A 24,843-nucleotide genomic window follows, 5' to 3' on the forward strand; every position below is an offset into this window, starting at 1 on the left:
CAATCAATTGAGCCTATCTACCGGTCTGATCTGCCGCAATGAATACCTTGCCACGCGCCCGTATCAGCGATGTCGCCACACTCGCCGGCGTCTCGACGGCAACTGTGTCGCGCGCTCTCTCCAACCCCGACATGGTGAAAGCGGACACGCGCGCGCGCATCCGTGATGCGATCGCCACGCTGGGATATGTGCCCGACGGCGCGGCGCGCGCGCTTGCGCTGGGCCGTGCGCGAATGGTCGGCGCAATCGTGCCGACGCTCGACAACGCGATCTTCGCGCGTGCGGTGCAAGGCTTGCAAACCACACTGTCGAATTCCGGCTATCAGTTGCTGATCTCCGCGCACGAGTACAACCTGTCCGCGGAAATCGAAGTCGTGCGCGCGCTGCTGGAACGTGCTGTCGACGCAATCGTTCTGGTCGGCACCGACCATGCGCCGCAAACCTATGAACTGATTCGCGCGAGCCACGTCGCGCTGCTGCTGACCTGGTCGCACGCCGAGCGCCCCGGCGCAGCCGGCAGCGGCGACGCAGATACACCGCCGTCGATTGGCTTCGACAACCAGTTGATCGGGCAACTGGCCGCTGAACATCTGCTCGAACTCGGTCATCGCCGCTTCGGCGTGATCTCGGGCTTCACGCGCCATAACGACCGCGCGCGTCAGCGGATCGAAGGCTTCCGGCGAACCCTTGCACAGCACGATATCCGCCTGCCTGATGCGAACATCATCGAACAGCCATTCGGCTTCGAAGGCGGTCGCGCCGGGCTCAAGCTACTGACGCAATTGCGCCCTGCTCCAAGCGCCATTTTCTGCGGCAATGACGTGCTCGCGCTGGGTTGCCTGTTCGAAGCGCAATCGGCCGGTATCGCCGTGCCGCAGCAGTTATCGATTGTCGGTTGCGACAATCTGCCCATCGTCTCGCAGATCACACCAGGTCTCACTACCGTGCTGTTGCCCACTTACGAACTCGGCGAACGCGTCGCCCGCGCACTGCTGCGCTGGCTCTCGGACGGCGTGCCGCCGCAGCGCGAGTGTCTGCCGATCGAACTGATCGTGCGTGGCACGAGCGGCCCGGCGCCCGCGTGAAGTGCGCCTGGTTCCTTTCGGCGCATTCGCGCATCACGCGGCCAAGGTCTGCAACTGTGTGAGCAACGCATCGGGAATCTCGATTCCATCGCGGCTTGCCGCGTCGGCCAACGCATGCCGCCGTTGCCCTGGCAAACGGACATCCGCATCCTGCAACATCGCCGCGACAAGCGCCTCGACCCGTTCTACGTACATCTCATTGCCCGCCAGCGCGCCCGGATCGATGGCCCAGAACAGATGGCCGATCCGCGAGCGTGCCCCCTCCTCGGTCAGGAACGATCCCGCTTCATAGCCGAAGTTCGCGCCCGCCAGCGCCGCCGCCAGCAGTTCGACCATCAGCGCGAGCATCGCGCCTTTCGCGCCGCCGAACGGCAGCATCATGCCGTCGAGCGCCGCCTTGGCGTCGGTGGTCGGCGTACCGTCGCGGGCGGTCGCCCAGCCGGACGGTATGGGCTTGCCTTCGCGCGCCGCAACCATGATCTTGCCGCGCGCCACTTGCGACAGCGACAGGTCGACTATCAATGCGTCGCCATTGCGGCGCGGAAACACGGCGGCAATGGGATTGGTGCCGAATAGCGCATGACGCCCGCCCCACGCGGGCATCGCCGCCGGGGAATTGCTGAACGCAAGGCCCACCATGCCCGCCGCGCCGATCGCCTCCAGGTGATATGCGCCGACGCCGAAATGATGGCTGCGGGTCACGCTCGCCACTGCGCTGCCGTGTTCGCGCGCACGGCCGATCAAGGTCTCGACAGCAAGCGCGCAGGCGGGAAACGCCATGCCATCGGCGGCATCGACGAGCACGGCGGCGTTGCGCGTCGCAACAATGGAGGGCTTCGCCTGCGGATCGACGCGCCCGTTGCGCAACTGCGCGACGTACATCGGCAAACGCGAAACACCGTGCGACGACAACCCGCACGAGTCTGCATACACCAACGCGCGGGCCGTGGCCGTCGCGGTCTCCGGCGTTGCGCCCGCGTTGCGGACGGCGCGCGTCGCGAGTTCGAGCAGTTCGTCGGCTGAGACTCGCGTCATCGTGAAATTCCTTCGGTTACGTGTGAATCACGCTGCGCAAGCAGGGCCTCCGTCACGCGCGCCGCAACGAGCGTGCTGACACGTTCGTTCGACTGCATGGTCAGCCCCGCAATGTGCGGCGTGAGAATGAGGTTTGGTGCGTCGGCCAGCGGGGAACGGGCGGCGAGCGGCTCATCGTTGAAAACGTCGAGCGCCGCGCCGCCGATGCGGCCTTCGCGCAACGCCAAGGCAAGCGCCGGTTCATCGACGATCCCGCCGCGCGACGTGTTGACGATGATCGCGTGGCGCTTCAGCGCCGCGAGTTGCGATGCGCCGAGCAGATTGCGCGTGCTGTCGACGAGCGGCACATGCAGCGTGATCACATCGGCGGCACGCAACGCTTCGTCGATGCTCACGCGGCGTGCGCCGGTCGCGGCCCAGCACGCCGCGTCGGCCGGCTGCAGCGGATCGTAGGCGAGTACCTGCATGCCCAGCGCACGCGCGAGCTGCGCAACGAGTTGCCCGATGCCGCCGAAGCCGATGACGGCAAGCGTGCTACCCGCCGCTTCACGGCCGTTCGAAAGCGCCGCGCGCGGCCATTTGCCCGCCGCGACCTCCATGCTCGAACGGTATGCACCGCGCAGCAGCATCAGTGCCGTGGCGAGCACGTACTCGGCCACCGCGCGTGCATTCGCACCCGTCGCCGGGAACACCGATACGTTGCGTTGCGCGCATGCGTCCAGATCGATGTTGTCGAGCCCGACGCCCAGACGCCCGACTACGCTCAGACGCGGCGCGGCATCGAGCAGCGCGGCCCTTACCTGCGTGCGATTGCGCACGATCAGCGCGTCGGCATTGGCCAGCAACGCGTTCAACGCAACGGGTTGATCGACAAGCGACGCATCGGCATGCACGTCGAAGTGCTCGCTGAGCGCTGCGACTGCGCAAGCGTCGATGAATTCGCTGATGACGATCTTCTTGCGCGTCGCGCGCGGATTGGTATTCAGGTTCGTGCTCAATTCGAGCGCTCCTGTACATACGCGGGCGGCGCCATGTCGTTGACATCGCTTGCGTTCGCTTGCGGCTCGCCGAGTTGAACTTCCGGCGGCGCGGCCAGCAGTTTGCGCGCGGCCTGCACATCGAATGCGCCTTCCCAGCGGGCGACGACAATCGTCGCCACCGCATTGCCGATCATGTTCACGATCGCGCGAATCTCGTTGAGCACGCGATCGATACCGAGTATCAGCGTAATGCCCGCAACCGGAATGATGTTGTGCGTCGACAGTGTCGCCGTCAGTGCGACCAGCGCCGCACCCGCCACGCCCGCGCCGCCCTTTGACGTCACCATCAATATCGCCAGCAGCCCGATCTGTTGCAGTAGCGTGAGATGGGTATTGGTGGCCTGCGCGATGAAGAGCGAGGTCATGGTCAGATAGATCGCGGCGCCGTCGAGGTTGAACGAATAGCCCGTCGGCAGCACGAGCCCGACTACCGGCTTCGGACACCCAAGCCGTTCGAGCTTTTCCATTAAACGAGGCAACACCGATTCCGTCGTAGACGTGCCCAATACGATCAGCAGTTCCTCACGCAGATACTTGAGCAGCGGCCACAACCCCACGCCCGCCCAGCGGCAGATCGTGCCCAGCACCAGGGCGATGAAGAGAATGCTCGTCAGATAGAAGCACACGATCAACAGACCGAGTTGCTGCAACGTCGAAATGCCATATTTTCCGACTGTGAACGCCATCGCGCCGAACGCGCCAAGGGGAGCCAGGCGCATGATCATTTCGACGATCCGCATCAGCGCTTCGCCGCTCTGTTCGATCACGCGCGACAGGAAGCGGCTGCGCCGCGACATGATCGATAGCGCGATGCCGAACAACACCGAGAACAGCAACACCTGCAACAGATCGCCCCGCGCGAACGCGCCCACGACCGAATTCGGCACGATCTCTTCGAGGAAGCTGGTGTTCGACTGCGCGTGAACTTCCGTCACGTAATGGCTGACTGCATGCGTATCGAGCGTCTTCGGATCGATGTTCAGCCCGGAGCCGGGGTGCAGCAGATTGGCGACGACAAGGCCGATGACGAGCGCCACCGTCGTCACCGCTTCGAAGTACACGATGGTTTTGAGGCCGACGCGCCCGACCTGCTTGAGATTCTCCATCCGCGCGATGCCGACGGAGACGGTACAGAAGATCACCAGCGTGATCAGCATCTTGATGAGCCGGATAAAGGTATCACCGAACGGCTTCATCTGGACGCCGAGATCCGGCCAGAAATAACCGACGAGAATGCCTGCCGCAAGTCCGATCAGAACCTGCACGTAAAGATGTTTTAGCACGCGCAAGATGGTGTCTCCTCCACTCGCTGCTGCTGGAAAATGGAACAGCGCCGTGCGGCGCGTGCCGGGCTTCTTGGGCCCGAGACGTCACGCGTGCGCGCGCTGCTGCGAAAACTCCATTGAATACGGGGGATCCGAAGCTGACGCGAAGCTAACTGTCATCGCAGCCGCCTGCGCGATCAGGATTCATGCGCTATGCAGCGCGGCCCGTCGCGAGGACGGGCCCGGAGAAATTACGCGCTTTCGAACAGGCGCGTCAACACGAACTCGCGGTGGCCGAGCGCTTCCGCCGACGTAAAGCGCCCGTTCGCGGTGCGCAGCATCGATTCCAGCAGTTTGTCGCCAGCCTGATCGAGATTCTGTTCGCGCTGCAATAGTCCCGACACATCCACGTCGATATGCTCGCTCATCGTGCGCACCGTACGCGGGTTCGCGCAAATCTTGATGACAGGCACGATCGGATTGCCGATCACGTTGCCCTGCCCGGTCGGGAAGAAATGCACGGCAAAGCCCGACGCGGCGCACAGCGTCACCATCTCGGCCGCGGCTGACGACGAATCCATGAACCACAAGCCCGGCCCCGTCGGTTCCTCGGCCTTGTCGAGCACGCCGTCGACTCTGCACTTCTTGCCGATCTTCTGGATATTGCCCAGCGCTTTTTCTTCGATGGTCGTCAGGCCACCCGCGATGTTGCCTTTGGTCGGTTGCGACTCCGACAGATCGTCGGTCTTCCAGCGGTTGATCATGTCCTGATAGCGGTCGAACATGAACTGGAAGCGCTCGCGCACCTGGTCGTTCGCGCAACGCGCGGCAACGATCTGCTCGCCGCCCGTGAGTTCGGACGTCTCGCCGAAGACGAGGGTCGTGCCCAACCCGTAGAGCTTGTCGAACGCATTGCCGACAGTCGGGTTCGCGCCGCAGCCGGACGTGGTATCGGATTCGCCGCACTTCGTGGATACCCACAGGTCCGAAATCGGGCATTCTTCGCGATCGAGCGACGTGGCGTACTGCACCATCTCTTTCGCGGTTTTCGAGGCACGCATGATCGTATCGTGATCGCCATGCAGTTCGATGCCGAAGCCCATCACCGGCTTGCCTGACTTCGCAATGCCGTCTACGACGCGTTTGGTCCAGCCTTCCTCGATCCCGATCACGACGACCGCCGCGACATTCGGGTTGCAGCCGGCGCCGATCAGCGTGCGGAAATGCAGATCGAGGTCGGCGCCGAACTGCAGGCGGCCGTATGGATGCGGTAGCGCCATCGTGCCTTTGATGGCCGTTTCGACGGCCAGCGCGGCGGCGTTCGACAAATCGTCGACGGGCAGGATGATCACATGGTTACGCACGCCGACGCGTCCATTGGAACGGCGAAACCCGCGGAAAGTGGTGTTCTGGTCAATCACGCTCATGGTGGCTCTCTTCGATCTGGCTCTGTTGAGTGGGGAAGCTCGCTCGCAATGTCGATGCGCGAGCTGGTCGATCCTCGCGCCGGTTACCAGCGCTTCGTCTTGATGTTGTGAACATGCGCATGTTCACCCGCGCGGATCGGCGCAACGACCTTGCCGATGTCCACGCCGTACTTGAACACCGTGTCGCCGACCGCCATGTCTTTTAGCGCCACCTTGTGACCGATCGGAATGTTCTGTTTCGCCGAGATCGTCACGAGTTCGTCGTCGTCCATGATCCACGCGTTCAATTGGGTCCCCGCCTTGATGCCTTCGACAACCGCCACACCGACGGTGTCTTTCGCTTCGTGCAGCACGATATGAATCGTTTTGCGGTCTGACGAAGTGCTGGCGGAAGATCCTTCACCGGATTGTTGCGGTGCACCTGCTGCGGTGTGGCTCATCAGTTGTCTCCAGTCTGTTGGTACGGTTTGGTTCGCCTGCGTGAACCCATCTTAGGCGGCACATTTGCATATGTCAACCAGATCATCTATATGTGTTTGATGAACCGTATGAAGTAGAATCAATTGAAAGACAGCAGCAATGAAGATGCAACGACAGGATGAGATCGATGAATACGTTGACGACGGGTATCAACCTACCGAACGGTGCGGCCACCACGCCGGCAATCGGCGGCACGCGCTACAAGGAAGTGAAGAATGCGATGCTGGCCGCGCTGGCCGCGCACGAATGGAAGGGCGGCGAAACGATTCCTTCGGAAAAGCGGCTGGCCGAACGCTTCGGCGTATCGATCGGCACGCTGCGCAAGGCAATCGACGAACTGGTGGCCGACAACATTCTGGTGCGGCATCAGGGGCTCGGTACTTTCGTCGCGCAACACCAGCGTGATCGTCATTTCTTCCGCTTCTTCCGCATCGTGCGCCAGGACGGCGACAAGACCTACCCGAGCGTAACGCTCGTGCAGTTCAGGAAGGCCAAGGCTACGCGCGATATCGCGACGCTGCTGAAAGTCGAAACGGGCGCGCGCGTGTTCACGTTCATCAACCGTCTGGCGCTGCATGGCGAAACGGTGATGATCGACAACATCACCGTACCCGAGGCGCGTTTTGCGGGCCTGACGGAAGCCGCGCTGCGCAGCCGGCCGAGCACGCTGTACAACTTCTATCAGGATGCGTTCAACATCAACGTGCTCGGCACCGAGGAACGCGTGCGCGTCGCGGTAGCCAATGAACTCGAAAGCAAACTGCTGGAAGTGCCGCACGGCACGCCGCTTCTTGAAGTGCGGCGCGTCGCGTATTCGTATCATCAGGCGCCCGTCGAAGTGCGGATCTCGCATGCGAACACCGCACGCTACGAATACGTCGGTGCTTCGGCATCGCACGAAGAGCCGCTCTGACAAGGCCAGAAGCCAAGCGCGGTGCGCAGCGCCAAAAGCCGCCGGCCGCGCGCCGCACATGTCACGTTTTCCCGCATTTGCAATCAACAGCACGATCACCTACACTCGCTACTCATACAGATGAGTTAAATCACACGGCGCTGAATTCGCTGAATGCCACAGTCACCGAAGCAAGGCATTTCACGCGCGATCCGGTTGCCCACAACACACCATCTGTGAACCTGATTCCGGCCGCGTCGCGCAAACCGTTTTGTCGCGAGCAGGCCGGCAACAAGGAGACACTCACGATGCGTACCCCGCCTCATCGTCATCCCGCTCATGTCCTTCATGTCGCGCCTTGCCGCGTGACGCATGCGTTGCGCCGGCCGCAGCCACGCGAGACCGAATAGGCACACGCAGCCCCCACCCATCCGGTTTATCCGGTGTCGCATTTCAACAGATTGGCCGTGCCGTTCCTGTCGCAAGGAGTGTCCAGCGATGAGCCTTCGTAAAGTTGCCGTATTTCTCTCAACGCTGCTCGCTCTCGGCGCAGCTCTCACCAGTGCGCCCGCCCGCGCCGAACTGTCGGAGATCCGGATCGCGCGCCAATACGGCGTCAGCTATTTGCCGCTGATGCTGATGCAGGATCAGAAGCTGGTCGAAAAGCACGCCGCGCAACTGGGCGTGCCGAATCTGAAAGTGTCATGGGTCGAATTCGCGGGCGGCAACGTGATGAACGACGCGCTGCTGTCCGATTCGTTGCAGATCGCGTCAGGCGGCGTCGCGCCGCTCGTGCTGCTGTGGGCGCGTACGCGCGGCACGCCCGTCGAGGTCAAGGCGCTGTCGGCGATCAATTCGATGCCGCTGCTGTTGAACACCAACAATCCGACGGTGAAAACGTTGAAAGACTTCACCGGCAAGGACAAGATCGCGCTGCCCGCAGCGAAGGTGTCGATCCAGGCAATCACGTTGCAAATGGCCGCGGAAAAGGCCTTCGGCGCCGGCAACCAGGGGCAGCTCGATAAGTACACTGTCTCGCTGGCTCATCCCGATGCGCAGCAGGCGCTGCTGTCGGGCAATAGCGAAGTGACCGCGCATTTCGGCTCGCCGCCGTTTCAGGAACAGGAATTGGCCCACCCTGGCGTGCGCACCGTTGTGAATTCGTATGACGTTCTGGGCGGCAAGTCGACATTCAATCTGGTCTGGTGCATGACGAAGTTCTATCAACAGAATCCGAAACTCGTGCAAGCCTTCATGGCCGCGCTCGACGATGCCGAAGCGCAGATCACCAGGGACAAGCACGCGGCCGCACTCGCCTACCTGCGCATCAGCAAGGACAAGAGCAATGTCGCCGACATCGAAAAGATGATTTCGTCGCCCGATGTCGCCTTCACGACCACGCCCGAAAACACGCTCAAATACGCGGATTTCATGGCACGCACGGGCCTGATCAAGACCAAACCCGCCTCGTGGAAGGACATGTTCTTTCCGACCGCCCAATCGCTTCAAGGGAGTTGATCATGCATCGCACGCGTGCTGGAGCCACCCGCGCCACATCCTCGCCGAGCGGCATGCCGTTACTGGATGTCGCCGGCGTAACGCTGCAATACAAGACGCCGCGGCATCTCGTGATGGCAACGTATCGCGTCGACTTTCAGGTATTCGAAGGCGACCGTTTCGTTTTGCTTGGGCCATCGGGTTGCGGCAAGTCGACGTTGCTCAAGAGCGTCGGCGGCTATCTGCTGCCGACGGAAGGTTCGATCACGCTGAAGGGCAAGACGGTGACGAAGCCGGGCCCCGACCGGATGATGGTCTTTCAGGAATTCGACCAGTTGCTGCCGTGGAAGACGGTCAAGCAGAACGTGATGTTTCCGCTGCTCGCTTCGCACCGGCTGTCGGCGCGCGAAGCGGAACAGCGCGCGATGCATTACATCGACAAGGTCAACCTCACGAAATTCTCGGACAGCCATCCGCATACGTTATCGGGCGGCATGAAGCAGCGCGTGGCGATTGCGCGCGGCATGGCGATGGAACCGGACATCCTGCTGATGGACGAGCCGTTCGCCGCACTCGATGCGCTCACGCGCCGCAAGATGCAGGACGAACTACTGACGCTATGGCAGGAAACGCGCTTCACCGTGCTATTCGTCACGCATTCGATTCCGGAAGCGATCAAGGTCGGCAGCCGGATTCTGTTGCTGTCGCCGCACCCGGGGCAGGTCAAGGCAGAACTCGATACGGCGGCGGCAGGCGAATCCGCTGCCACGCTCGAAAAACGCATCCAGCACATGCTGTTCGAAGACGAAATCCACGAGGCAGAGAATGTCTGACGCTACCGCACACGGTTCCGCATCCGTCCATCCGCCCCGTGACGACATGATCACGCGCGCGCCGCGCGGCGAGATCATTCGCGAACCCAGCGATGCACAGCATTTCAGCGTCGTCGAAAAGCCGCTGTCACTGTTCGAGCGCCTGTACAACCAGAGCTGGCTGCGCAAGTTCCTGATCCTCGCGCTGCTCGCGCTGGTCTGGGAAGGCTACGGACGCTGGCTCAACAACCCGTTGCTGTTTCCCACTTTCAGCGCGACCGTCGACGCGTTCTGCACGAGCATCGCAAACGGCGAACTGCCCGGCAAGGCATGGGCGTCGATCCACGTATTGCTGCTCGGCTACGGCTGCGGTCTGCTGCTGGCCGCGTTGCTGACGGCCGCCGCGATCACCTCGCGCATCGGCACGGACTTTCTCGAAACGATGACGTCGATGCTCAACCCGCTGCCCGCCATCGCGCTGCTGCCGCTCGCGCTGATCTGGTTCGGGCTCGGCAACGGCAGCCTGATCTTCGTGCTCGTGCATTCGGTGACATGGTCGGTCGCGTTGAATACGCACTCGGGCTTTCTGTCGGTGAGCAACACGCTGAAAATGGTCGGGCGCAACTATGGGTTGCGCGGCGGGCGCTACGTCGCCGCGATTCTGGTGCCCGCTGCGTTCCCGAGCATTCTGACCGGCCTGAAGATCGGCTGGGCCTTCGCGTGGCGCACGCTGATCGCGGCGGAACTCGTGTTCGGCGTGAGTTCGGGTTCCGGCGGCCTCGGCTGGTTCATCTACGAAAACAAGAACCTGCTCGACATCGCGAACGTGTTCGCGGGTCTGTTCACGGTGATTCTGATTGGCCTCGCCGTCGAAAACCTGATCTTCCGCGTACTCGAACGCCATACCGTGCAACGCTGGGGCATGCAGTCGTGAAGCATGACGTGCACGCACGGGAGGCTCGTTGCTAAGCGCCGACATCGCGCTGCTGGTGATTGGAGGCAGCGCGGTCGCGGGCTTCGTGTCGGGGCTGGCGGGATTTGCGTTCGGTCTCGTCGCGATGGTGTTCTGGGCATGGGCGCTGCCGCCGCAAGCGATCGGGCCGATGCTGGTGGTCGGCTCGCTGGTCGGACAGATGCTAACCGTGCATACGGTGCGCTCGCAGATACGGCCGAAGATCATCGGTCCGTTCATCGCAGGAGGCATTGTCGGCGTGCCGATCGGCGCGACGCTGCTGCCGTTCATCGATCCCGTCGGCTTTCGGATCGGCGCCGGTCTGCTGATGATCGTCTATTGCGGCGTGATGCTCGCCGCGAAAGATCTGCCGACGGTGACGGCAGGCGGTGCCTGGGCAGACGGCGGCGTCGGTGTGGTCGGCGGCATTCTGGGCGGCATTGCGGGGCTCGTCGGTCCGGCACCGACCATATGGTGCATGCTGCGCGGTCACAACAAAGATACGCAGCGCGCGATCTGCCAAAGCTTTTTCATCGCGATGCAATCGCTGACGCTCGTCACGTATGCACTGACGGGCCTGATCGGCAAGCAGACGTTAGTACTCTTCGGCTGGATGCTGCCGTCGTCGCTGCTGTTTGCGTGGCTCGGCTCTCGGCTTTATCGGCGTCTGTCGGACACCGCGTTTCGCCGGGTGCTGCTTGCGCTGCTGTTCGCTTCGGGCGTGGCGCTGCTGGGCTCATCGCTTGTTCACGCGATAAAGTAATGCCGATGCGGCAACGTCAAGCGGAGTGAGCGTCATGAGTGCGATTCGCTATTTCGTCACGTTTCTGTCCGTCGCGCGCCACGGCTCGTTCGCCGCAGCCGCCGACGAAGTGTGTCTCACGCAGGCCGCCGTGAGCCTGCAGATGCGTTCACTGGAACGCGATCTCGACATGGTGCTGTTCGAACGGGGCGCGCGCTCGGTCGCATTGAGCGAACAGGGACGCACGATCGTGCCGCTCGCCGAAACGCTGGTCGCCAACTATCGGCGGATTCTGGCCACGGCGGGCCGCGACGAACTGGCGGGCGTCGTGCGGGTCGGCGCGCTGGTGTCGTCGCTGATGGGCGCGTTCGCCGATGCGATGCTGAATCTGAAACGCCGCTACCCGCGCCTCGAACTGAAGCTTTTCACGGGCCTGTCGAGTGACTTCACGCTACGCGTGGAGAACGGAGAACTCGACGCCGCCATCGTCACGCAGTCGCCCACCGGCTTTCCCGCCGCGTTGAAGTGGACGGTGCTGTATCACGAGCCGATGGTGCTGATCTCGTCGGCTGACAATCCGCGCGCGCACGTCGACATGCTGCTTCGTGAGCCGTTCATCCGTTTCGACCGGCAGACGTGGACAGGCATGCTGATCGACGACGCGCTGCGCGGCCTCGACGCTTCCGTGCACGACATCATGGAGCTGAACTCGCTCGAATCGATCTGCGAAATGGTGAAGCGCGGTTTCGGCGTTTCGGTAGTGCCGCGCCTCGCGAATGCGAACTGGAATCACGAATCAGGGCTGCGCGTGACCGAGTTGCCCGAGCGGATCGCGCCGCGCCGCGTCGGCCTGCTGGAACGGCGCGAACACGGACGCGAAGCGTTCACGGCCGCCGTGAAGCGTCACTTCACGACGGCGGCCGACGTTTCCGCCAGTGGCAATGATTCGTCGAGCAGCGACTGACCAGGCTTCACGCGCGTGAACTGCACGCGCCGGCGGCTGGTTTCGAAGGCGTTCTGCTCAAGCCGCAGGCATACATACTCGGATGTGTCCAGATCTCCGGCGTCGGGAAAGTCTTCGCGGAAATGCGCGCCGCGCGAATTCTCGCGCAGCAACGCCGACTCGGTGATCGCGCGGCTAACGAGCGTCAGGTTGTGCAGGTTCATCCAGTCGTGCCACGACAGGTTGAAGCGCAGATCGCGTCCATCGACACCCGTGCGGTCCAGCCGTTCGCCGATGTCGATCAATGCGCTTCTCGCGCGCAGCAAGCCCTGCCCGTCGCGCAGGATGCCGACGTCGCGCCACATCAACTCGTACAGGTCGTCGCGTATCGATTCGAGATCGCCCGCAGGCTGGCCGAGCGGCCGCGTGCAACGTTCGATGGCGCGCTCGATCTGACTGGCATCGGCGGTGGCGAGGCGCCCATGGCGCGGCACCCAGCGCGCGAGCGTCTCACCCGCAATGCCGCCGAACACCGTCGAATTCGCGACGCCGTTGCCGCCCAGCCGGTTCGCGCCGTGCACGCCGCCCGCATCCTCGCCCGCGACGAAGAGGCCCGGCAGCGTCGTCGAACAGTCGGTCTCGAACAACACGCCGCCCATCATGTAGTGCGCGGTCGGCACCACTTCGACCTGGCCGCCCGCCAGATCGAAGCCGCAATCCGCGCAGCGTTCGACCATGCCCTTGAAACGCTGGCGCACGCTGTCGGGCCCGAGATGATCCATGCGCAGATAGACGCCGCCGTTCGGCGTCGTGTTGCCCGCGCGCAGTTCACGGTAAATGCTGCGCGAGACGATGTCGCGCGTCGCGCGCTCGCCGCGCGGATCGTAGCGGTGCATGAAGCGCTCGCCGTCGCCCGTCAGCAGATAGCCGCCCGCGCCGCGCAGCCCTTCTTCGAGCACGGTGCCCGTCATGCGCGTATGAGTGCCCGCCAGCAAGCCCGTCGGGTGGAACTGCACCATCTCCATGTCGCGCAACGTGAGGCCGGCACGCAGCGCCATCGCCATGCCGTCGCAACTCTTGTCTGCGCTCGGCGTGTGGTACTTGTACATCGTGGGGCCGCCGCCCGTCGCGAGCAGCACGGCCTTCGCGCGCACGAAGACGAATTCGCCGCTGCGAATGTCGATCATCAGCACGCCGGCCAGTGCGCTGCCGTCTTCGGACTCGATGAATTCCACCGCGCGATGTTCTTCGAGCCGCTCGATCCCGCGCGCCCACACCTGTTCGGCAAGCCGGTTGATGATCTCGATGCCAGTCTGATCGCCCTTGTGCACCGTGCGGTCGAAGGTTTGCCCGGCGAATGCCTTCTGCTTCAGCGTGCCGTCCGGGTTGCGGTCGAAGAAGCAGCCCAGTTCGTTTTCGAGTTCGTTGATCCGCTCGACCGCGCGTGTCACCAGCGTCCACGCGAGTTCCTGGTTCGACAGCCATTTGCCGCCTTCGATCGTATCCATGAAGTGACGTTCGATCGAATCGCCCTGTGCTAGCGCGACGTTATAGCCGCCCTGCACCATGCGCGTACAGCCGCATTTGCCGAGCAATCCTTTCACGGCGATCGTGATGCGCAACTGCGGCGCGTCGGCCTGCGCATGCAGCGCGGCAAACAGGCCCGCGCCGCCGCTGCCGAGAATCAGGATGTCGGTATCCACGTGCTTCATGGTCGGTTCCCCGTGATGAACGACGCTGCGTTCGTTCAGCTTCTGATGCCCAGCGACGCGAGCACCGCTTCGCGCCGCTCACGCGTGCTCTGCTGGACCTTCGTGTAGACGCTGCCGCCGTGACTATCCATCGCGACGAGCAGCGGGCCGAATTCGCCGATCCTGAAGCGCCATAGCGATTCGGGGTTCAGGTCGTCGAGATCGACGTCTTCGATCTGTTCGATCCATGTCGTCTCCAGCGCCGCCGTGCCGCCGACGATCGCGAGATACACGCCGCCGTATTTTGCGAACGCATCGCTCGACGCCTGCCCGAGCCCGCCCTTGCCGATCACGATGCGCACGCCGTACTGCGCCATCAGCGCCGCGGTGAAGCGCTCCATGCGTGCGGACGTCGTCGTGCCGACGCAGACGGGCTCGTAGCCCGCCGGATGCGCGTCCGAGCGTGGCACCTTGCGCACGTTCGGCGCGGTGTGAATCACCGCATGGCCGCGCAGATCGAAGCGAGTCGTGCGGCCACGGTCGAACATATGGATCTGCGTGGCGTCGCGGATGCCGAACAGCGTGCCTGTCAACGTAACGGTATCGCCCGTGCGCAACGCGCGAATCTGCGCTTCGCTAGCAGGCATGGACAGGGTGTGATGAGTCATCGATCGTTCCTTGACGGTGTGCGTGCCGATGCGGACAGCCCGCGTGTCAGTAGCCGTACTCGACGCCCGCCGGCGTCAGCGTGGCGCGCGCGCGGCGGGCCGAATGACACTGCATGTTCACGGCGACCGGATTCATCGTGATATGCGTCGCCGCCAGTTCGAGGTGGACCGCGAACGACGTCGCGTCGCCGCCGAGCCCCTGCGGGCCGACGCCCAGGCGGTTCACCGCGGCCGACAGTTCCTCCTCCAGCGCGGCCGCCGCCGGATCGTCGCAATGCGTACCGAGCGCGCGCGTCGCGGCACGCTTGGCGAGCCACACGCACAGATCCGAGGTGCCGCCGATGCCCACGCCTACAATCGTCGGCGGACACGTCTTGCCGCCCGCATCGACCACGCAGTCGATCACGAAGCGTTTGATCGCGTCGACACCTTCCGCCGGAATCGCCATTTTCAGAAACGAGTTGTTTTCCGAACCGCTGCCCTTCGGAATCATTTCGATCACGAGCGTGTCGGCTGTCGAGTCGAAGTCGATATGGATCGCGGGCATCAGCACGCCGCAAGACGAATGTTCGTTGTTCCGCGTCAACGGATGCACGACCGACGAGCGCAATGGATGCTCGCGCGTGGCCCGTTCGCAGCCGCGCCGGATCGCTGCTTTCAACGCGACGCCGTCGAGCGCGAGGCCCGTGCCGATCGTCACGTTGTAGATCGGCAGCCCGGTGTCCTGGCACAGCAGGTTGTCCTGATCTTCGGCAATCGCGATATTGGTGCGCATTGTGCCCAGCACGCGGCGCGCGGTGTCGTCGGTTTCAGCGCGTTCGAGGCGCGCGATACCGTCCTTGATGTCGGGCGGCAAATGCTTCAGCGCGCGTATGTACAACTGCTTCGCGACCTCTTCGATCTGCTGCATGTCCATTGAGGAATCTCCGTCGGGGGACCGTGCGTTCACGACGTAAGCGACAGCGCAAACGCCAGCCCGATGACCAATGCGCCGCCCGCTGTCGCCGCGATCAGGTTCTTGCGCAAACCGCTCCATGGCCGGTATTCGATGAGCAGAATGCGCACGCCGCCGAACAGATGAGCGGCCAGCAACGTGACGAGGCCCCACTCGGCGAATACGAAGGCGGGTTGCCTCGTCACGGCGAGAAACGACTCGAACGATGCTGCGCCGTGCAAAGCGGTGCCGAGCGCCCAGAAGTGCAGCGGCAGAAAGAAGGCGAGCGCGAGTCCGGACAGACGGTGCACAAGAAAGGCCCACCACGCGGGATGGTTGCGCGCGCGCGAGTCGGCGCGCCGGCCAGGGGTGCGGTGTCCGGCGTGGTTCGTGTCTGTTGCCGGTTTCGCTGCGCGTGCCATGTCGCTCATTGCGGCCCTCCTACCAGCGCGAAGACCGCGCGCAGACCGGCAATCGCCAACGCAATGCCGACGATCACGCTCGCCACCCCGACGCTGCGCCCGCGCCAGCCGAGCCACTCCTCGGCGATCCTTCTCAAGCCGACAGGCACATGCGCGGACGACGCAAGCACGAACACTGAATAGAACACCGCCCACGCCGTATTGCCGTGCAGACGCGCGATCACGTTCGCCGCGCTCAGCCCGCCATGCACGACGATAATCATGGTGACAAGATGGACGGCCACGCATAAGGTCAGCACCATCGCCGACAGGCGCTGCAACTGCCAGCCGCTCATCATCGCGGTTCTCCTTTCGGCGCATGGCCGCGAAGCCGCTTAAGGCCAGCAATGCTGGCCGTCGGCTGCAGCGACTTGGGACACCGTTCGGTGCACGAGCCGAGCGTATGGCACGAATGACAGCCTGCGTCGTTGGAGACGGCTGCGACGCGGGTTTGCTGCTGGATGTCGCGTACGTCGTTGACGAGCGTCCACGCACGGTTGAGCGCGGCGGGTCCGAGATAGTCGGGGTTCCATGCGACGACGTCGCAGCTCGCATAACAGACGCCGCAGCCAATGCATTCAATCCCCGCGTCGGCCGCCTTGCGTTCGGCGGAGGCGGGATCGACGCAAGCGGCAGGTTCGTTACGCGTGTGCTCGCCCTTGAAATAGCCCTTCGCGTCGCGCCATTTGTCGAAGAAGGCGGTCATATCCGTCGCCAGATCCTTGATGACGGGCAGGTGATTGAGAGGCGCGATTTCGAGCACGTCACCGGCATGCTTCATGACTTTGGTGACGTGCGTGCGGCAGGTCCATCGCGCGCGGCCGTTGACGGTCATTGCGCATGAACCGCACATGCCGACCCGGCACGCAAAGCGATAGGACAGCGTCGCATCCAGATGGCGCTGGATGTGGATCACGACGTCGAGCACGGTCTGACTTTCCATGCGCGGCACGTCGAAGCGCTGAAAGCTGCCTTCGTCGTTACCGCGCCAGACGTCGACCTTGAGTTGCGGGGGAGTGGTTCGCATCGTGACCGTTGAGGTTCGAATGATTGCGAAGCCAGTCTAAGGGGCGCGCGCCGCCCGTCAAAGCCAAAGATTCTTGTTGCAAGCTCAAGGTTTTTTTATGCTCGCGGGCGTGCGAGTACCTGTGAGAATGCTCTTGAAACCGCCCCACCAGGCTTGTCATTTCAGAGTGTTCGAAATTCCGCGCTAACATATGTTCGATTGCCCAATTGGAGTGCGTACGCACTCGTCGACGCCTGGGAACGCCGCCGCGTCCGCGGGTCTAGGGGATCCTGAGTTGCCGCAACACGCAACTAATCCGCGAAGTCGGACAGCTTTAGTCAAACGGTCTGCAGAATGAGAAAACGATTACCTCCGCTTAACTGGTTGCGCGCATTTGAATCCTCTGCCCGACATCTCAGTTTCACCCATGCGGCGACAGAGTTGAGCCTGACCCAGGCGGCGGTAAGCCAACAGGTGAAGGGACTCGAGTCGCAGTTGGGGGCAGTCCTCTTTAAGCGCTTGCCAAGAGGACTCGAGCTCACTGAGGCCGGGCTGGCCTATTTGCCGGTTGTCCACGAGGCCGTAGAGCGACTGGCGGCCGCAACTGAAGAGATCTTCGGGCAAGGTCACGGCAGAGTCCTTACCGTTCGGGTCAGCCTGGTGTTTTTTACCCATTGGCTGGCAATGCGCTTACCCGACTTTCGTGAACGCCACCCCGAGGTCAGTCTGCGTATCACCAGCAACATATGGGGGGGCGATTCGAGCGTGACCGACGTCGAAGCCGATATGGAAATCCGCTATGGACATGGAGAATGGACGGGACTCAAGTCCGAGCGGCTGACCTGGGATACGTTGCTGCCGGTCTGCGCCCCATTCTTGCCCTCCGAACAGGCGCCACTGGCTACGCCGAAGGATCTCCGTTACCACGAACTACTCCACGTCCTGGGCTACGAGGAGGGCTGGGGATACTGGTTGAAGAAAGCAGGCGCGGGACAGGTCGACTCTTCGAAGGGAATGCAGTTCGATACCTTGATCTCTGCTTTGAGAATGGCCGAGCTTGGTCAAGGGGTGGCCTTGGCGCGCTCGTCGCTGGTCCAGTCGATGCTGGACACCGGGCAACTGATAGCGCCTTTCGAATCCCGGCTTACGACCAGTGAAGCTTTCTACCTGGTCTATTCTCCGCACAGCATCGTCAACCCTGATGCGGCGGCGTTCGTGGCCTGGCTGAGTGCGAAGGCTCAGGAGGGGCGTGCGCGGAACTGATCAGGCAGGTTGACATCGCACGTCCATTTCGCCGGGCTGCCAGTGATCGACTGGTCATTTTCCGGCGCATTCACTCCGCCGGCCTCAGCCATAAATAAAATAGCCCCATCCTCGGTTTTTTTATTGCTTTACCGGCTCCCCGTTGTATCCGACAGTGATCCCCAGTTCGTCGCCAAGGCCCCTCGCCTCGCATTCGAAATGCGGTGGATTGGTGCTGGCGGCGACCCACCACAATGATGACCTGCGTTTCGGAAGATCCGCAGGTCCTGGAGATGAGTCGGTGAGCCATGGGAAAGCATGATCAACTGCCTTTTAGCGGCGTGAAAGTCATCGACTTTGGCCAGTACATCGCCGGCCCGGCCGTGGCGATGATCCTGGCGGATCTCGGCGCCACCGTCATTCACATCGATCCCCCTGCTGGGCCGCTTTGGGACAGCCCGGCCAATGCCGTACTGAACCGCAACAAGTATTGCTTGCAGCTTGACCTGAAGTCCGCGCAGGGGCTCGAGGCGGCCATGGCATTCATCGCGCGTGCCGATATCGTGATCGAGAACTTCCGGCCGGGCGTCATGACCCGGTTGGGTCTGGACTTCGCCGAGCTGCGTCGTCGAAGGCCCGAGCTCATTACGCTGTCCATCCCTGGCTTCGCCAGCAACGACCAGTTGCGTCGTCACTGGCGCGCCCTCGAGCCGATCATTGCGTCGGCCTCCGGGGTATTCACCGATATGGGTCAGAACCGCGTACTGATGGGGATAAACCCGAGCTTTTCGCCGCTGCCGCTAGCCTCGTCCTACGGCACCATGCTGGCTGTCTCCGCGGTGGCACTCGCTCTGCAAGCGCGGGAGCGCACGGGAGTGGGTGATCAAATCGAGGTGCCTCTGGCCGCGGCGGTGATGGAGGGACTGTCTTACAACTCGATCAAGATCGACGGTTATCCCGAACGCTACAAGACCTTGCGCGAAAAGGAAATTGAGCGGCGGCGGTCGGAAAATCTTCCGATGAACCTCAGCTACGAAGAACTGCAAGAATATCTCGACCCCTTTTACCGCACATACGAGTGCGCGGACGGTCGCAAGTTCTACGCGGTATGCCCGTCACACCGCTCGCACGCCAGGCGTTGCCTTCAGGCGATGGGGTTGTACGAGGAAATGCTATCTGCCGGGCTGCCGACAGTGAGCGCCCCCTACCTTCCTATCTCTCAGTGGGAGGGGGACGCCTCGCTCGGTGTCTACCCGTTGCCTGACCATTGGGCCCGGCGCATTTCGGCACGCATGAAGGAGGTGTTCCTGACCAGGACATCGACCGAGTGGGAAAAAATTTTCGGCGAAGGCCGGTTTCCCGGTGCGCCCCACCGATCGACTCAAGAATGGTTGCATGACGAGCACGCCAACGCCGCGGGTCTGGTGGTCGATGTCGACGACCACCAGTACGGCAATATGAAACAGCCCGGCGCGATCGCCTGGCTGGAAGACAGTGCCGACTTGATGCTCTCGCCCGACTCACGCCGCACGGTGAGTCTCGAAGAAGCCCTGGCCATCCTGGATAAGTGCGCGCCCACGGCACTGCCGCCCCCATCTGAACAGCATGTTGGCGGCTGGCTTGACGGTGTGCGTGTCCTCGATCTGACCAATGTCATCGCGGGTCCGCATTCGACCTCCTACCTCGGCCGGTTCGGCGCCGAGGTTATCAAGCTCGACCCCGTAACGCCCAACTATGATCCCTGGAACACAGTGGTCTTTGGCATGTCTTCGGGCCGCGGCAAGCAAAGCGTCCTGGTCGACCTGAACCACCCCGACGGACGCGAGGTGTTTAACCAATTGGTTCGTTCGGTTGATGTGATCGTGATGAATGCACCGGATCGTCAACTGGCACCTTTGGGTCTTGACGAAGCCAGTCTCCAGGCCGTCAACCCTGGCGTGATCTTCTGCCAACTGGATTGCTTTGGGGGACCGCGTCGCGGCCCGCGGACCGATTATCTCGGTTACGACGACTTGATCCAGGCCAGCACCGGCATCATGCTGCGCTTCGGCGGCGGCATGGCAACGCCAGAGGAACACGCTCACGTCGGAACCATTGACGTGAATTGCGGGTTCGCTGCAGCGCTCGGCGTTGCCGCCGCGTTATATCGCAAAGCCAGAACCGGCCAGATCAGCCGTGCCCGGACCTCCCTGGCATCGCTCGGCAACCTGGTGCAGATTCCCTTCTGCTACGACTACCCACGGCGGGCCCCGTTCGATGAGCCTTCCGGCCGTAGCGCGCAGGGCTTTGGCAACCTGTCACGCTTCTTTCGGGCCGCGGATGACTGGTTGTATGTGGACGCCAGCGAAAAGGAACTGGACAAGCTAAACGCCGTAGAGGGGCTGACGGGCATCCGCGACGCGGCAGATCCCGCAGCGTTTCTCAGCTCCGCGTTCGCCACGGCCTCCGCCGAAACCTGGCAGACGCGGTTGCAAGCGGCCAATGTGGCGGCAGCCATTCCGGACAATATCGACAACTTGCGCCAACGCTACAGCCGCCCTGCAGACAATCGTCCGGGTATCGATAACGCCAGCTATTCATTCAGTGTGTATACCGAGCATCCGAGTGGACGACGCGTCATCCAACTCGATCCTTTTGCGATTCGCCCTCACGTTGCTCCGATCCGCGCACTGGCGCCAGCAGAAAAGTTTGGTGCCTCGACCCGAGGGGTGCTGCGCAAGATGGGCTACAGCGATACCCAGATTGCGACGTTGATTGCGCGAGGGGCAGTCGGCGAAAGCTGGAGCGAGGAGTACTTGCCCAGCTGAACACGTCACCGCTGCGGGCAAGCCGGAACAAATCGCGACCGCTCCGCTGATGTGTGGGCGCGGCCGATAGCAGCAAGCACCCTAGAAGAAAAAAGGCTGTAGCGAAGGGGTGTTCGAATATTTATAAGATTGGAGACGAAGATGCACGTACGACACCGCAAGCTCCCGGGTACCGAAAACACCCGGCGAGGCGCAGAAATCGTTATCGAGAACCTCAATCGAGCTACGCAGCACATGGCGCGAAAACGCCCATGGCGAGGCACGGGGAAGGAGGTACCCTGTGCGCCGCCCTGTCGCCGCAGCCGATCTGCAGACACAGCACTACCGCCTGCGCTGCCAGGTGCCTTCCGCACCGAAAGACATTGAGGGTAACGATCATGCAAGACCAGGGCAACACATTTGTGAGCTTCCGCAATGTTCGGAAGACATACGACGGAGAAACACTCGTCGTCAAAGACCTGAATCTCGACATCCAGAAGGGGGAGTTTCTCACTTTGCTTGGTCCGTCCGGCTCGGGAAAGACCACCTGTCTCATGATGCTCGCCGGGTTTGAATACCCAACCGATGGAGAAATCTGGCTGGATGGTCAGTTACTTAATCGTATTCCGCCGCATAAACGCGACATTGGAATGGTATTTCAGAACTATGCACTCTTCCCACACCTGACCGTCGGACAGAACCTCGAGTATCCCCTCAAGGTTCGCAAGATGCCGCCAGACGAGCGGGCCGCGCGCGTCAAGCGGGCGCTCGAGATGGTCCACATGGAAAAGCTGGGTAAGCGAATGCCAGGTCAGCTCTCAGGCGGTCAGCAACAGCGAGTGGCGCTTGCGCGTGCGTTGGTGTTCAACCCAAAGCTTGTGCTGATGGACGAACCGCTTGGCGCGCTGGACAAACAGCTGCGCGAGCACATGCAGATTGAGCTCAAGGCATTGCACGAATCTCTTGGCCTGACCTTTGTGTACGTCACACACGATCAAGGTGAGGCGCTCACGATGTCTGATCGAGTAGCGGTCTTTGATCAGGGGGTGATCCAACAGCTCGACCGGGTCGACTCGCTCTACGAATCGCCGAGGAATCTGTTTGTAGCCAACTTCATTGGTGACAGTAACCGGGTGGAAGGCACCGTCGTAAGCCGGGATGGTAATTATTGCGAGTTGCGCATTGCAGACGGTACGACCGTACGTGCGCTGAATGTTGCCGGGCTCAATGTCGGTAGCCACGCCACAGGGGTGATCCGTCCCGAGCGGCTCTCGATTGGACGGCAATCCGAACAGCAGCGCAATGTCATCAACAGCGAAACGCTTGGGATGATCTACTTCGGCGATCACGTCCGGCTACGCTGCCGCTGCCCCGGAGAAACAGAGTGTTTCGTGAAGGTTCCGCTCGGGCAGGACGGGGCGGCCCATGTCCAACCGGGAAATCGAGTCGCGTTGTCGTTTCATGAAGATCATCTGAGAGTTTTCAATTGACCACGCGTAGCGAAATCACCTTGTGCCAAGGAGAACGAAATGAGGTTCTTTAGAAATACGGTCGGCGTGGCTGCCATGATGTGTTGTTCCGCTTTCGCATTGGCCGACGGCCTTACGACGGTCAATTACGGTGGCGCCGTGGGGAACGCCGAGAAGGCTGCCTGGGTTGAACCGTTCTCGAAAGCGAGCGGTATTCCGACGAATGCGATTGAGTACACGGGCGAAATGGCCAAAGTCAAAGCGATGGTCGACGCCAAAGATGTCACGTGGGATGTCGTTGAAGTCGAGTCGGCAGACATCGGACGCGGCTGTCAGGACGGACTCTTCGAGAAGCTCGACTGGTCGAAGATCGCGAAAAAGGGTGATCTGGTGCCTGGATCGGTGACTCCCTGCGCTGCCGGCACATTCGTGTGGTCGACCGTGCTGGCATACAACCCGACGCTGACGAAGGGCACGCCACAGGGCTGGAAGGATTTTTGGGACGTCAAGAAATTTCCTGGCAAGCGTGGCATGAAAAAGGAGGCGCGTTATAACCTCGAATTCGCACTGATGGCAGATGGCGTTCCGGCGAAAGACGTGTACACCGTGCTGGGCACGGAGGCTGGCGTCAATCGGGCGTTCAAGAAGATGGCCGAGCTCAAGCCATACATTCAGTGGTGGGAGGCTGGCGCGCAGCCGCCCCAGTTCCTGGTCGCCGGTGATGTTTCGATGTCCACCGCGTATAACGGCCGCATCGATGCCGCAATGCGGGCGGGGAACAAGAACCTGGGTATTTCGTGGTACCAAAGCATCTATGAGCTGGACTATTTCGTAATTCCGAAGGGCTCGAAAAATAAGGACGCAGCCGAGAAGTACCTTGCCTACGTGCTCGAACCGCAGTCCCAAGCTGCGTTCGCGCAGCACATTCCGTACGGGCCAACCAACAAGGGCGCCTTAAAGTTGCTTGATGCAACCACTCTTGCAAACCTGCCTAACTCGCCGAAGAATGGCAAAGATGCTATCCCCAACGACGTAGGGTTCTGGACCGACCATGGTGATGCGCTAGAACAGCGTTTCACCGCATGGGCAGCGCAATAACGCGAATCGCGTACCCATCGCTCGAACACATGGGTACGCGAAGGAGAGAGACATGAGCGCGGTAACTACTCAGCAGCAGGATTGGCATTTGCGTGAGCTCAAGCGATCGCTTAGGAACGTGAATTTACGTAAACAGATGGCGGCGCTGGCGCTGGTCGCTCCTCTTGCTATTTTCATTTTTCTGGTATTCGTGATGCCCGTTGCATCCATGATTTCGCGGTCGATTCAGAGTCCGGAAGTCGTTGACGCGTTGCCAGACACGACGGCGGCGCTGCGAAACTGGGATCGGAAATCGGCAGTTCCGGATGACGCTTTTCGCGGGCTGATGCTGGATATCGAGCGCAACGGCGGGAACAACAGTTCGGGTACCGCTGCCGGTCGACTGAACGGGCAGAAGGAGGGTTTCCGTTCGCTGTTTTACAAGACTTCCAGCGCACTTCCGTTCGGCGACGATGATTCAGCGCTGCCTGCGCACGAGGTGCGACAAAAGCTGATCGAAATCGACCGGCGTTGGGAAGATCCCGGTTACTGGCAGGTAATCGCTAAAGATTCATCCCGATACACAAGCCAGTATCTCCTCGCGACGATGGACTACCGTCGCAATTCTGCTGGTGACATCGTTCCGGTTGATCCAGGCGCCTCGGCATATCGGGAGGTATTCATGCGAACGTTCGTGATTAGCGGCCTGGTAACGCTCGCCGCGCTGCTCCTCGGCTACCCCCTGGCATACTGGATCTCCAGTCTGCCGGCGGGTAAGGCAAATCTGCTGATGATCCTGGTGCTCCTTCCCTTCTGGACTTCGATCCTCGTGCGGATCTCCGCCTGGATCGTCATCCTTCAAGGATCGGGCCTCGTCAACAAGGCGTTGCTGTCGCTGGACCTGATATCGTCTCCATTGACACTGCTGTTCAACCGGACGGGGGTGCTGATCTCGATGACTCATATCCTCCTGCCGTTCATGATTCTGCCGCTGTACAGCGTCATGAAATCAGTGCCAGCCAGCTATACGAAGGCAGCGATCTCGCTGGGTAGTCACCCGTTCGGCGCGTTCTGGAAGGTCTACTTTCCGCAAACGCTGCCAGGAGTCGGCGCCGGCGGACTGCTGGTATTCATCACGGCTTTGGGCTACTACATTACTCCGGCATTGCTGGGCGGAGCCGGCGACCAGATGGTGAGCTACTACATCGCCTATTTCACGAATGTGGCCTTGAACTGGGGCATGGCGTGCGCACTGGGAGCGGTTCTGCTTCTCGTGACGTTGATACTCTTCGCTGTTTATCGAAAGATCGTTGGCAACGAACTGAAGGTAGGTTAGGAC

Annotated in this window: 23 protein-coding genes; 12 read left to right on the top strand and 11 right to left on the bottom strand. The window is 61.9% G+C overall.

All coding sequences use genetic code 11. From position 1 onward, the window contains the following. Positions 1 to 38 precede the first annotated feature (38 nt). Positions 39 to 1,085 carry a LacI family DNA-binding transcriptional regulator gene (locus tag OKW37_RS13835; protein ID WP_429405879.1) on the top strand — a complete coding sequence of 349 codons (1,047 nt, stop codon included), beginning with the start codon at positions 39 to 41 and terminating at the stop codon, positions 1,083 to 1,085. 33 nt (positions 1,086 to 1,118) lie between these two features. Here the strand turns inward: OKW37_RS13835 and OKW37_RS13840 are convergent, their stop codons facing one another. The 5 genes from OKW37_RS13840 to OKW37_RS13860 all read right to left on the bottom strand — a co-directional run bounded on the left by OKW37_RS13840 (position 1,119) and on the right by OKW37_RS13860 (position 6,205). Continuing rightward, positions 1,119 to 2,120: an Ldh family oxidoreductase gene (locus OKW37_RS13840; protein ID WP_429405876.1), complete on the bottom strand. Its 1,002-nt coding sequence runs from the start codon at positions 2,118 to 2,120 to the stop codon at positions 1,119 to 1,121. Then, complete coding sequence (locus OKW37_RS13845; RefSeq protein ID WP_429405874.1) at positions 2,117 to 3,118, bottom strand: hydroxyacid dehydrogenase; 1,002 nt, start codon at positions 3,116 to 3,118, stop codon at positions 2,117 to 2,119. Before OKW37_RS13845 ends, OKW37_RS13840 begins: the two co-directional genes overlap by 4 nt. Next, positions 3,115 to 4,449: a C4-dicarboxylate transporter DctA gene (dctA, locus tag OKW37_RS13850; protein WP_429405872.1), complete on the bottom strand. Its 1,335-nt coding sequence runs from the start codon at positions 4,447 to 4,449 to the stop codon at positions 3,115 to 3,117. Before dctA ends, OKW37_RS13845 begins: the two co-directional genes overlap by 4 nt. A gap of 227 nt (positions 4,450 to 4,676) precedes the next feature. Then, positions 4,677 to 5,852: a UxaA family hydrolase gene (locus OKW37_RS13855; protein WP_018422893.1), complete on the bottom strand. Its 1,176-nt coding sequence runs from the start codon at positions 5,850 to 5,852 to the stop codon at positions 4,677 to 4,679. 83 nt (positions 5,853 to 5,935) lie between these two features. Continuing rightward, entirely contained in the window at positions 5,936 to 6,205 is a 270-nt protein-coding gene (locus OKW37_RS13860; protein ID WP_018422892.1) for a UxaA family hydrolase, read from the bottom strand. A gap of 254 nt (positions 6,206 to 6,459) precedes the next feature. Here OKW37_RS13860 and OKW37_RS13865 point away from each other — a divergent pair, with 254 nt between their 5' ends. From OKW37_RS13865 to OKW37_RS13890, 6 genes are all read left to right on the top strand, one after another. Continuing rightward, the gene (locus tag OKW37_RS13865) at positions 6,460 to 7,245 is read left to right on the top strand and encodes a GntR family transcriptional regulator (RefSeq protein ID WP_429405870.1); all 786 of its coding nucleotides are present in this window, start codon (positions 6,460 to 6,462) and stop codon (positions 7,243 to 7,245) included. Positions 7,246 to 7,722: 477 nt separating this feature from the next. Further along, positions 7,723 to 8,742 carry an ABC transporter substrate-binding protein gene (locus OKW37_RS13870; protein ID WP_184066444.1) on the top strand — a complete coding sequence of 340 codons (1,020 nt, stop codon included), beginning with the start codon at positions 7,723 to 7,725 and terminating at the stop codon, positions 8,740 to 8,742. A gap of 2 nt (positions 8,743 to 8,744) precedes the next feature. Then, the gene (locus OKW37_RS13875) at positions 8,745 to 9,554 is read left to right on the top strand and encodes an ABC transporter ATP-binding protein (protein WP_244144794.1); all 810 of its coding nucleotides are present in this window, start codon (positions 8,745 to 8,747) and stop codon (positions 9,552 to 9,554) included. Further along, a complete protein-coding gene (locus OKW37_RS13880) occupies positions 9,547 to 10,467 on the top strand; it encodes an ABC transporter permease (protein WP_018422888.1) in 921 nt (306 codons plus the stop codon). Before OKW37_RS13875 ends, OKW37_RS13880 begins: the two co-directional genes overlap by 8 nt. Before the next feature lie 28 nt (positions 10,468 to 10,495). Then, entirely contained in the window at positions 10,496 to 11,248 is a 753-nt protein-coding gene (locus tag OKW37_RS13885) for a sulfite exporter TauE/SafE family protein (protein ID WP_090805001.1), read from the top strand. A gap of 34 nt (positions 11,249 to 11,282) precedes the next feature. Beyond that, entirely contained in the window at positions 11,283 to 12,191 is a 909-nt protein-coding gene (locus OKW37_RS13890) for a LysR substrate-binding domain-containing protein (protein ID WP_429405868.1), read from the top strand. Here OKW37_RS13890 and OKW37_RS13895 read toward each other — a convergent pair. From OKW37_RS13895 to OKW37_RS13920, 6 genes are read right to left on the bottom strand one after another with little or no spacing between them, the layout of a single operon-like run. Then, positions 12,131 to 13,882, bottom strand: coding sequence for an L-aspartate oxidase (locus OKW37_RS13895; RefSeq protein ID WP_429405866.1), 1,752 nt, complete (start codon positions 13,880 to 13,882; stop codon positions 12,131 to 12,133). The genes OKW37_RS13890 and OKW37_RS13895 overlap by 61 nt on opposite strands. 35 nt (positions 13,883 to 13,917) lie before the next feature. Beyond that, positions 13,918 to 14,529 (bottom strand): FumA C-terminus/TtdB family hydratase beta subunit, encoded by a 612-nt coding sequence (locus OKW37_RS13900; protein ID WP_184043520.1) that lies wholly within the window; start codon positions 14,527 to 14,529, stop codon positions 13,918 to 13,920. A gap of 46 nt (positions 14,530 to 14,575) precedes the next feature. Continuing rightward, positions 14,576 to 15,445, bottom strand: coding sequence for a fumarate hydratase (locus OKW37_RS13905; protein WP_184040191.1), 870 nt, complete (start codon positions 15,443 to 15,445; stop codon positions 14,576 to 14,578). A gap of 29 nt (positions 15,446 to 15,474) precedes the next feature. After that, on the bottom strand, positions 15,475 to 15,894 hold the full coding sequence (gene sdhC / locus OKW37_RS13910) for a succinate dehydrogenase, cytochrome b556 subunit (RefSeq protein WP_090805014.1): 420 nt from the start codon (positions 15,892 to 15,894) through the stop codon (positions 15,475 to 15,477). Further along, complete coding sequence (locus tag OKW37_RS13915; protein WP_018422881.1) at positions 15,891 to 16,223, bottom strand: hypothetical protein; 333 nt, start codon at positions 16,221 to 16,223, stop codon at positions 15,891 to 15,893. Before OKW37_RS13915 ends, sdhC begins: the two co-directional genes overlap by 4 nt. Further along, a complete protein-coding gene (locus tag OKW37_RS13920; RefSeq protein WP_090805017.1) occupies positions 16,220 to 16,951 on the bottom strand; it encodes a succinate dehydrogenase/fumarate reductase iron-sulfur subunit in 732 nt (243 codons plus the stop codon). Before OKW37_RS13920 ends, OKW37_RS13915 begins: the two co-directional genes overlap by 4 nt. A gap of 333 nt (positions 16,952 to 17,284) precedes the next feature. On the opposite strand from OKW37_RS13920, the gene gcvA reads away from it, so the two are divergent. The 5 genes from gcvA to OKW37_RS13945 all read left to right on the top strand — a co-directional run bounded on the left by gcvA (position 17,285) and on the right by OKW37_RS13945 (position 24,840). Then, positions 17,285 to 18,193 (top strand): transcriptional regulator GcvA, encoded by a 909-nt coding sequence (gene gcvA / locus OKW37_RS13925; RefSeq protein ID WP_429405862.1) that lies wholly within the window; start codon positions 17,285 to 17,287, stop codon positions 18,191 to 18,193. Positions 18,194 to 18,480: 287 nt separating this feature from the next. After that, positions 18,481 to 20,979, top strand: coding sequence for a CoA transferase (locus tag OKW37_RS13930; protein WP_429509845.1), 2,499 nt, complete (start codon positions 18,481 to 18,483; stop codon positions 20,977 to 20,979). A 377-nt stretch (positions 20,980 to 21,356) separates the two neighbouring features. Continuing rightward, the gene (locus OKW37_RS13935) at positions 21,357 to 22,448 is read left to right on the top strand and encodes an ABC transporter ATP-binding protein (RefSeq protein ID WP_429405858.1); all 1,092 of its coding nucleotides are present in this window, start codon (positions 21,357 to 21,359) and stop codon (positions 22,446 to 22,448) included. Positions 22,449 to 22,487: 39 nt separating this feature from the next. Further along, complete coding sequence (locus OKW37_RS13940) at positions 22,488 to 23,525, top strand: ABC transporter substrate-binding protein (RefSeq protein WP_429405856.1); 1,038 nt, start codon at positions 22,488 to 22,490, stop codon at positions 23,523 to 23,525. 52 nt (positions 23,526 to 23,577) lie between these two features. Beyond that, entirely contained in the window at positions 23,578 to 24,840 is a 1,263-nt protein-coding gene (locus OKW37_RS13945) for an ABC transporter permease (protein ID WP_429405854.1), read from the top strand. The last annotated feature ends 3 nt before the right edge of the window (positions 24,841 to 24,843 follow it).

This window comes from Paraburkholderia sp. MM5482-R2, assembly GCF_050436125.1.
In the GTDB taxonomy this organism is placed as follows: domain Bacteria; phylum Pseudomonadota; class Gammaproteobacteria; order Burkholderiales; family Burkholderiaceae; genus Paraburkholderia; species Paraburkholderia tuberum.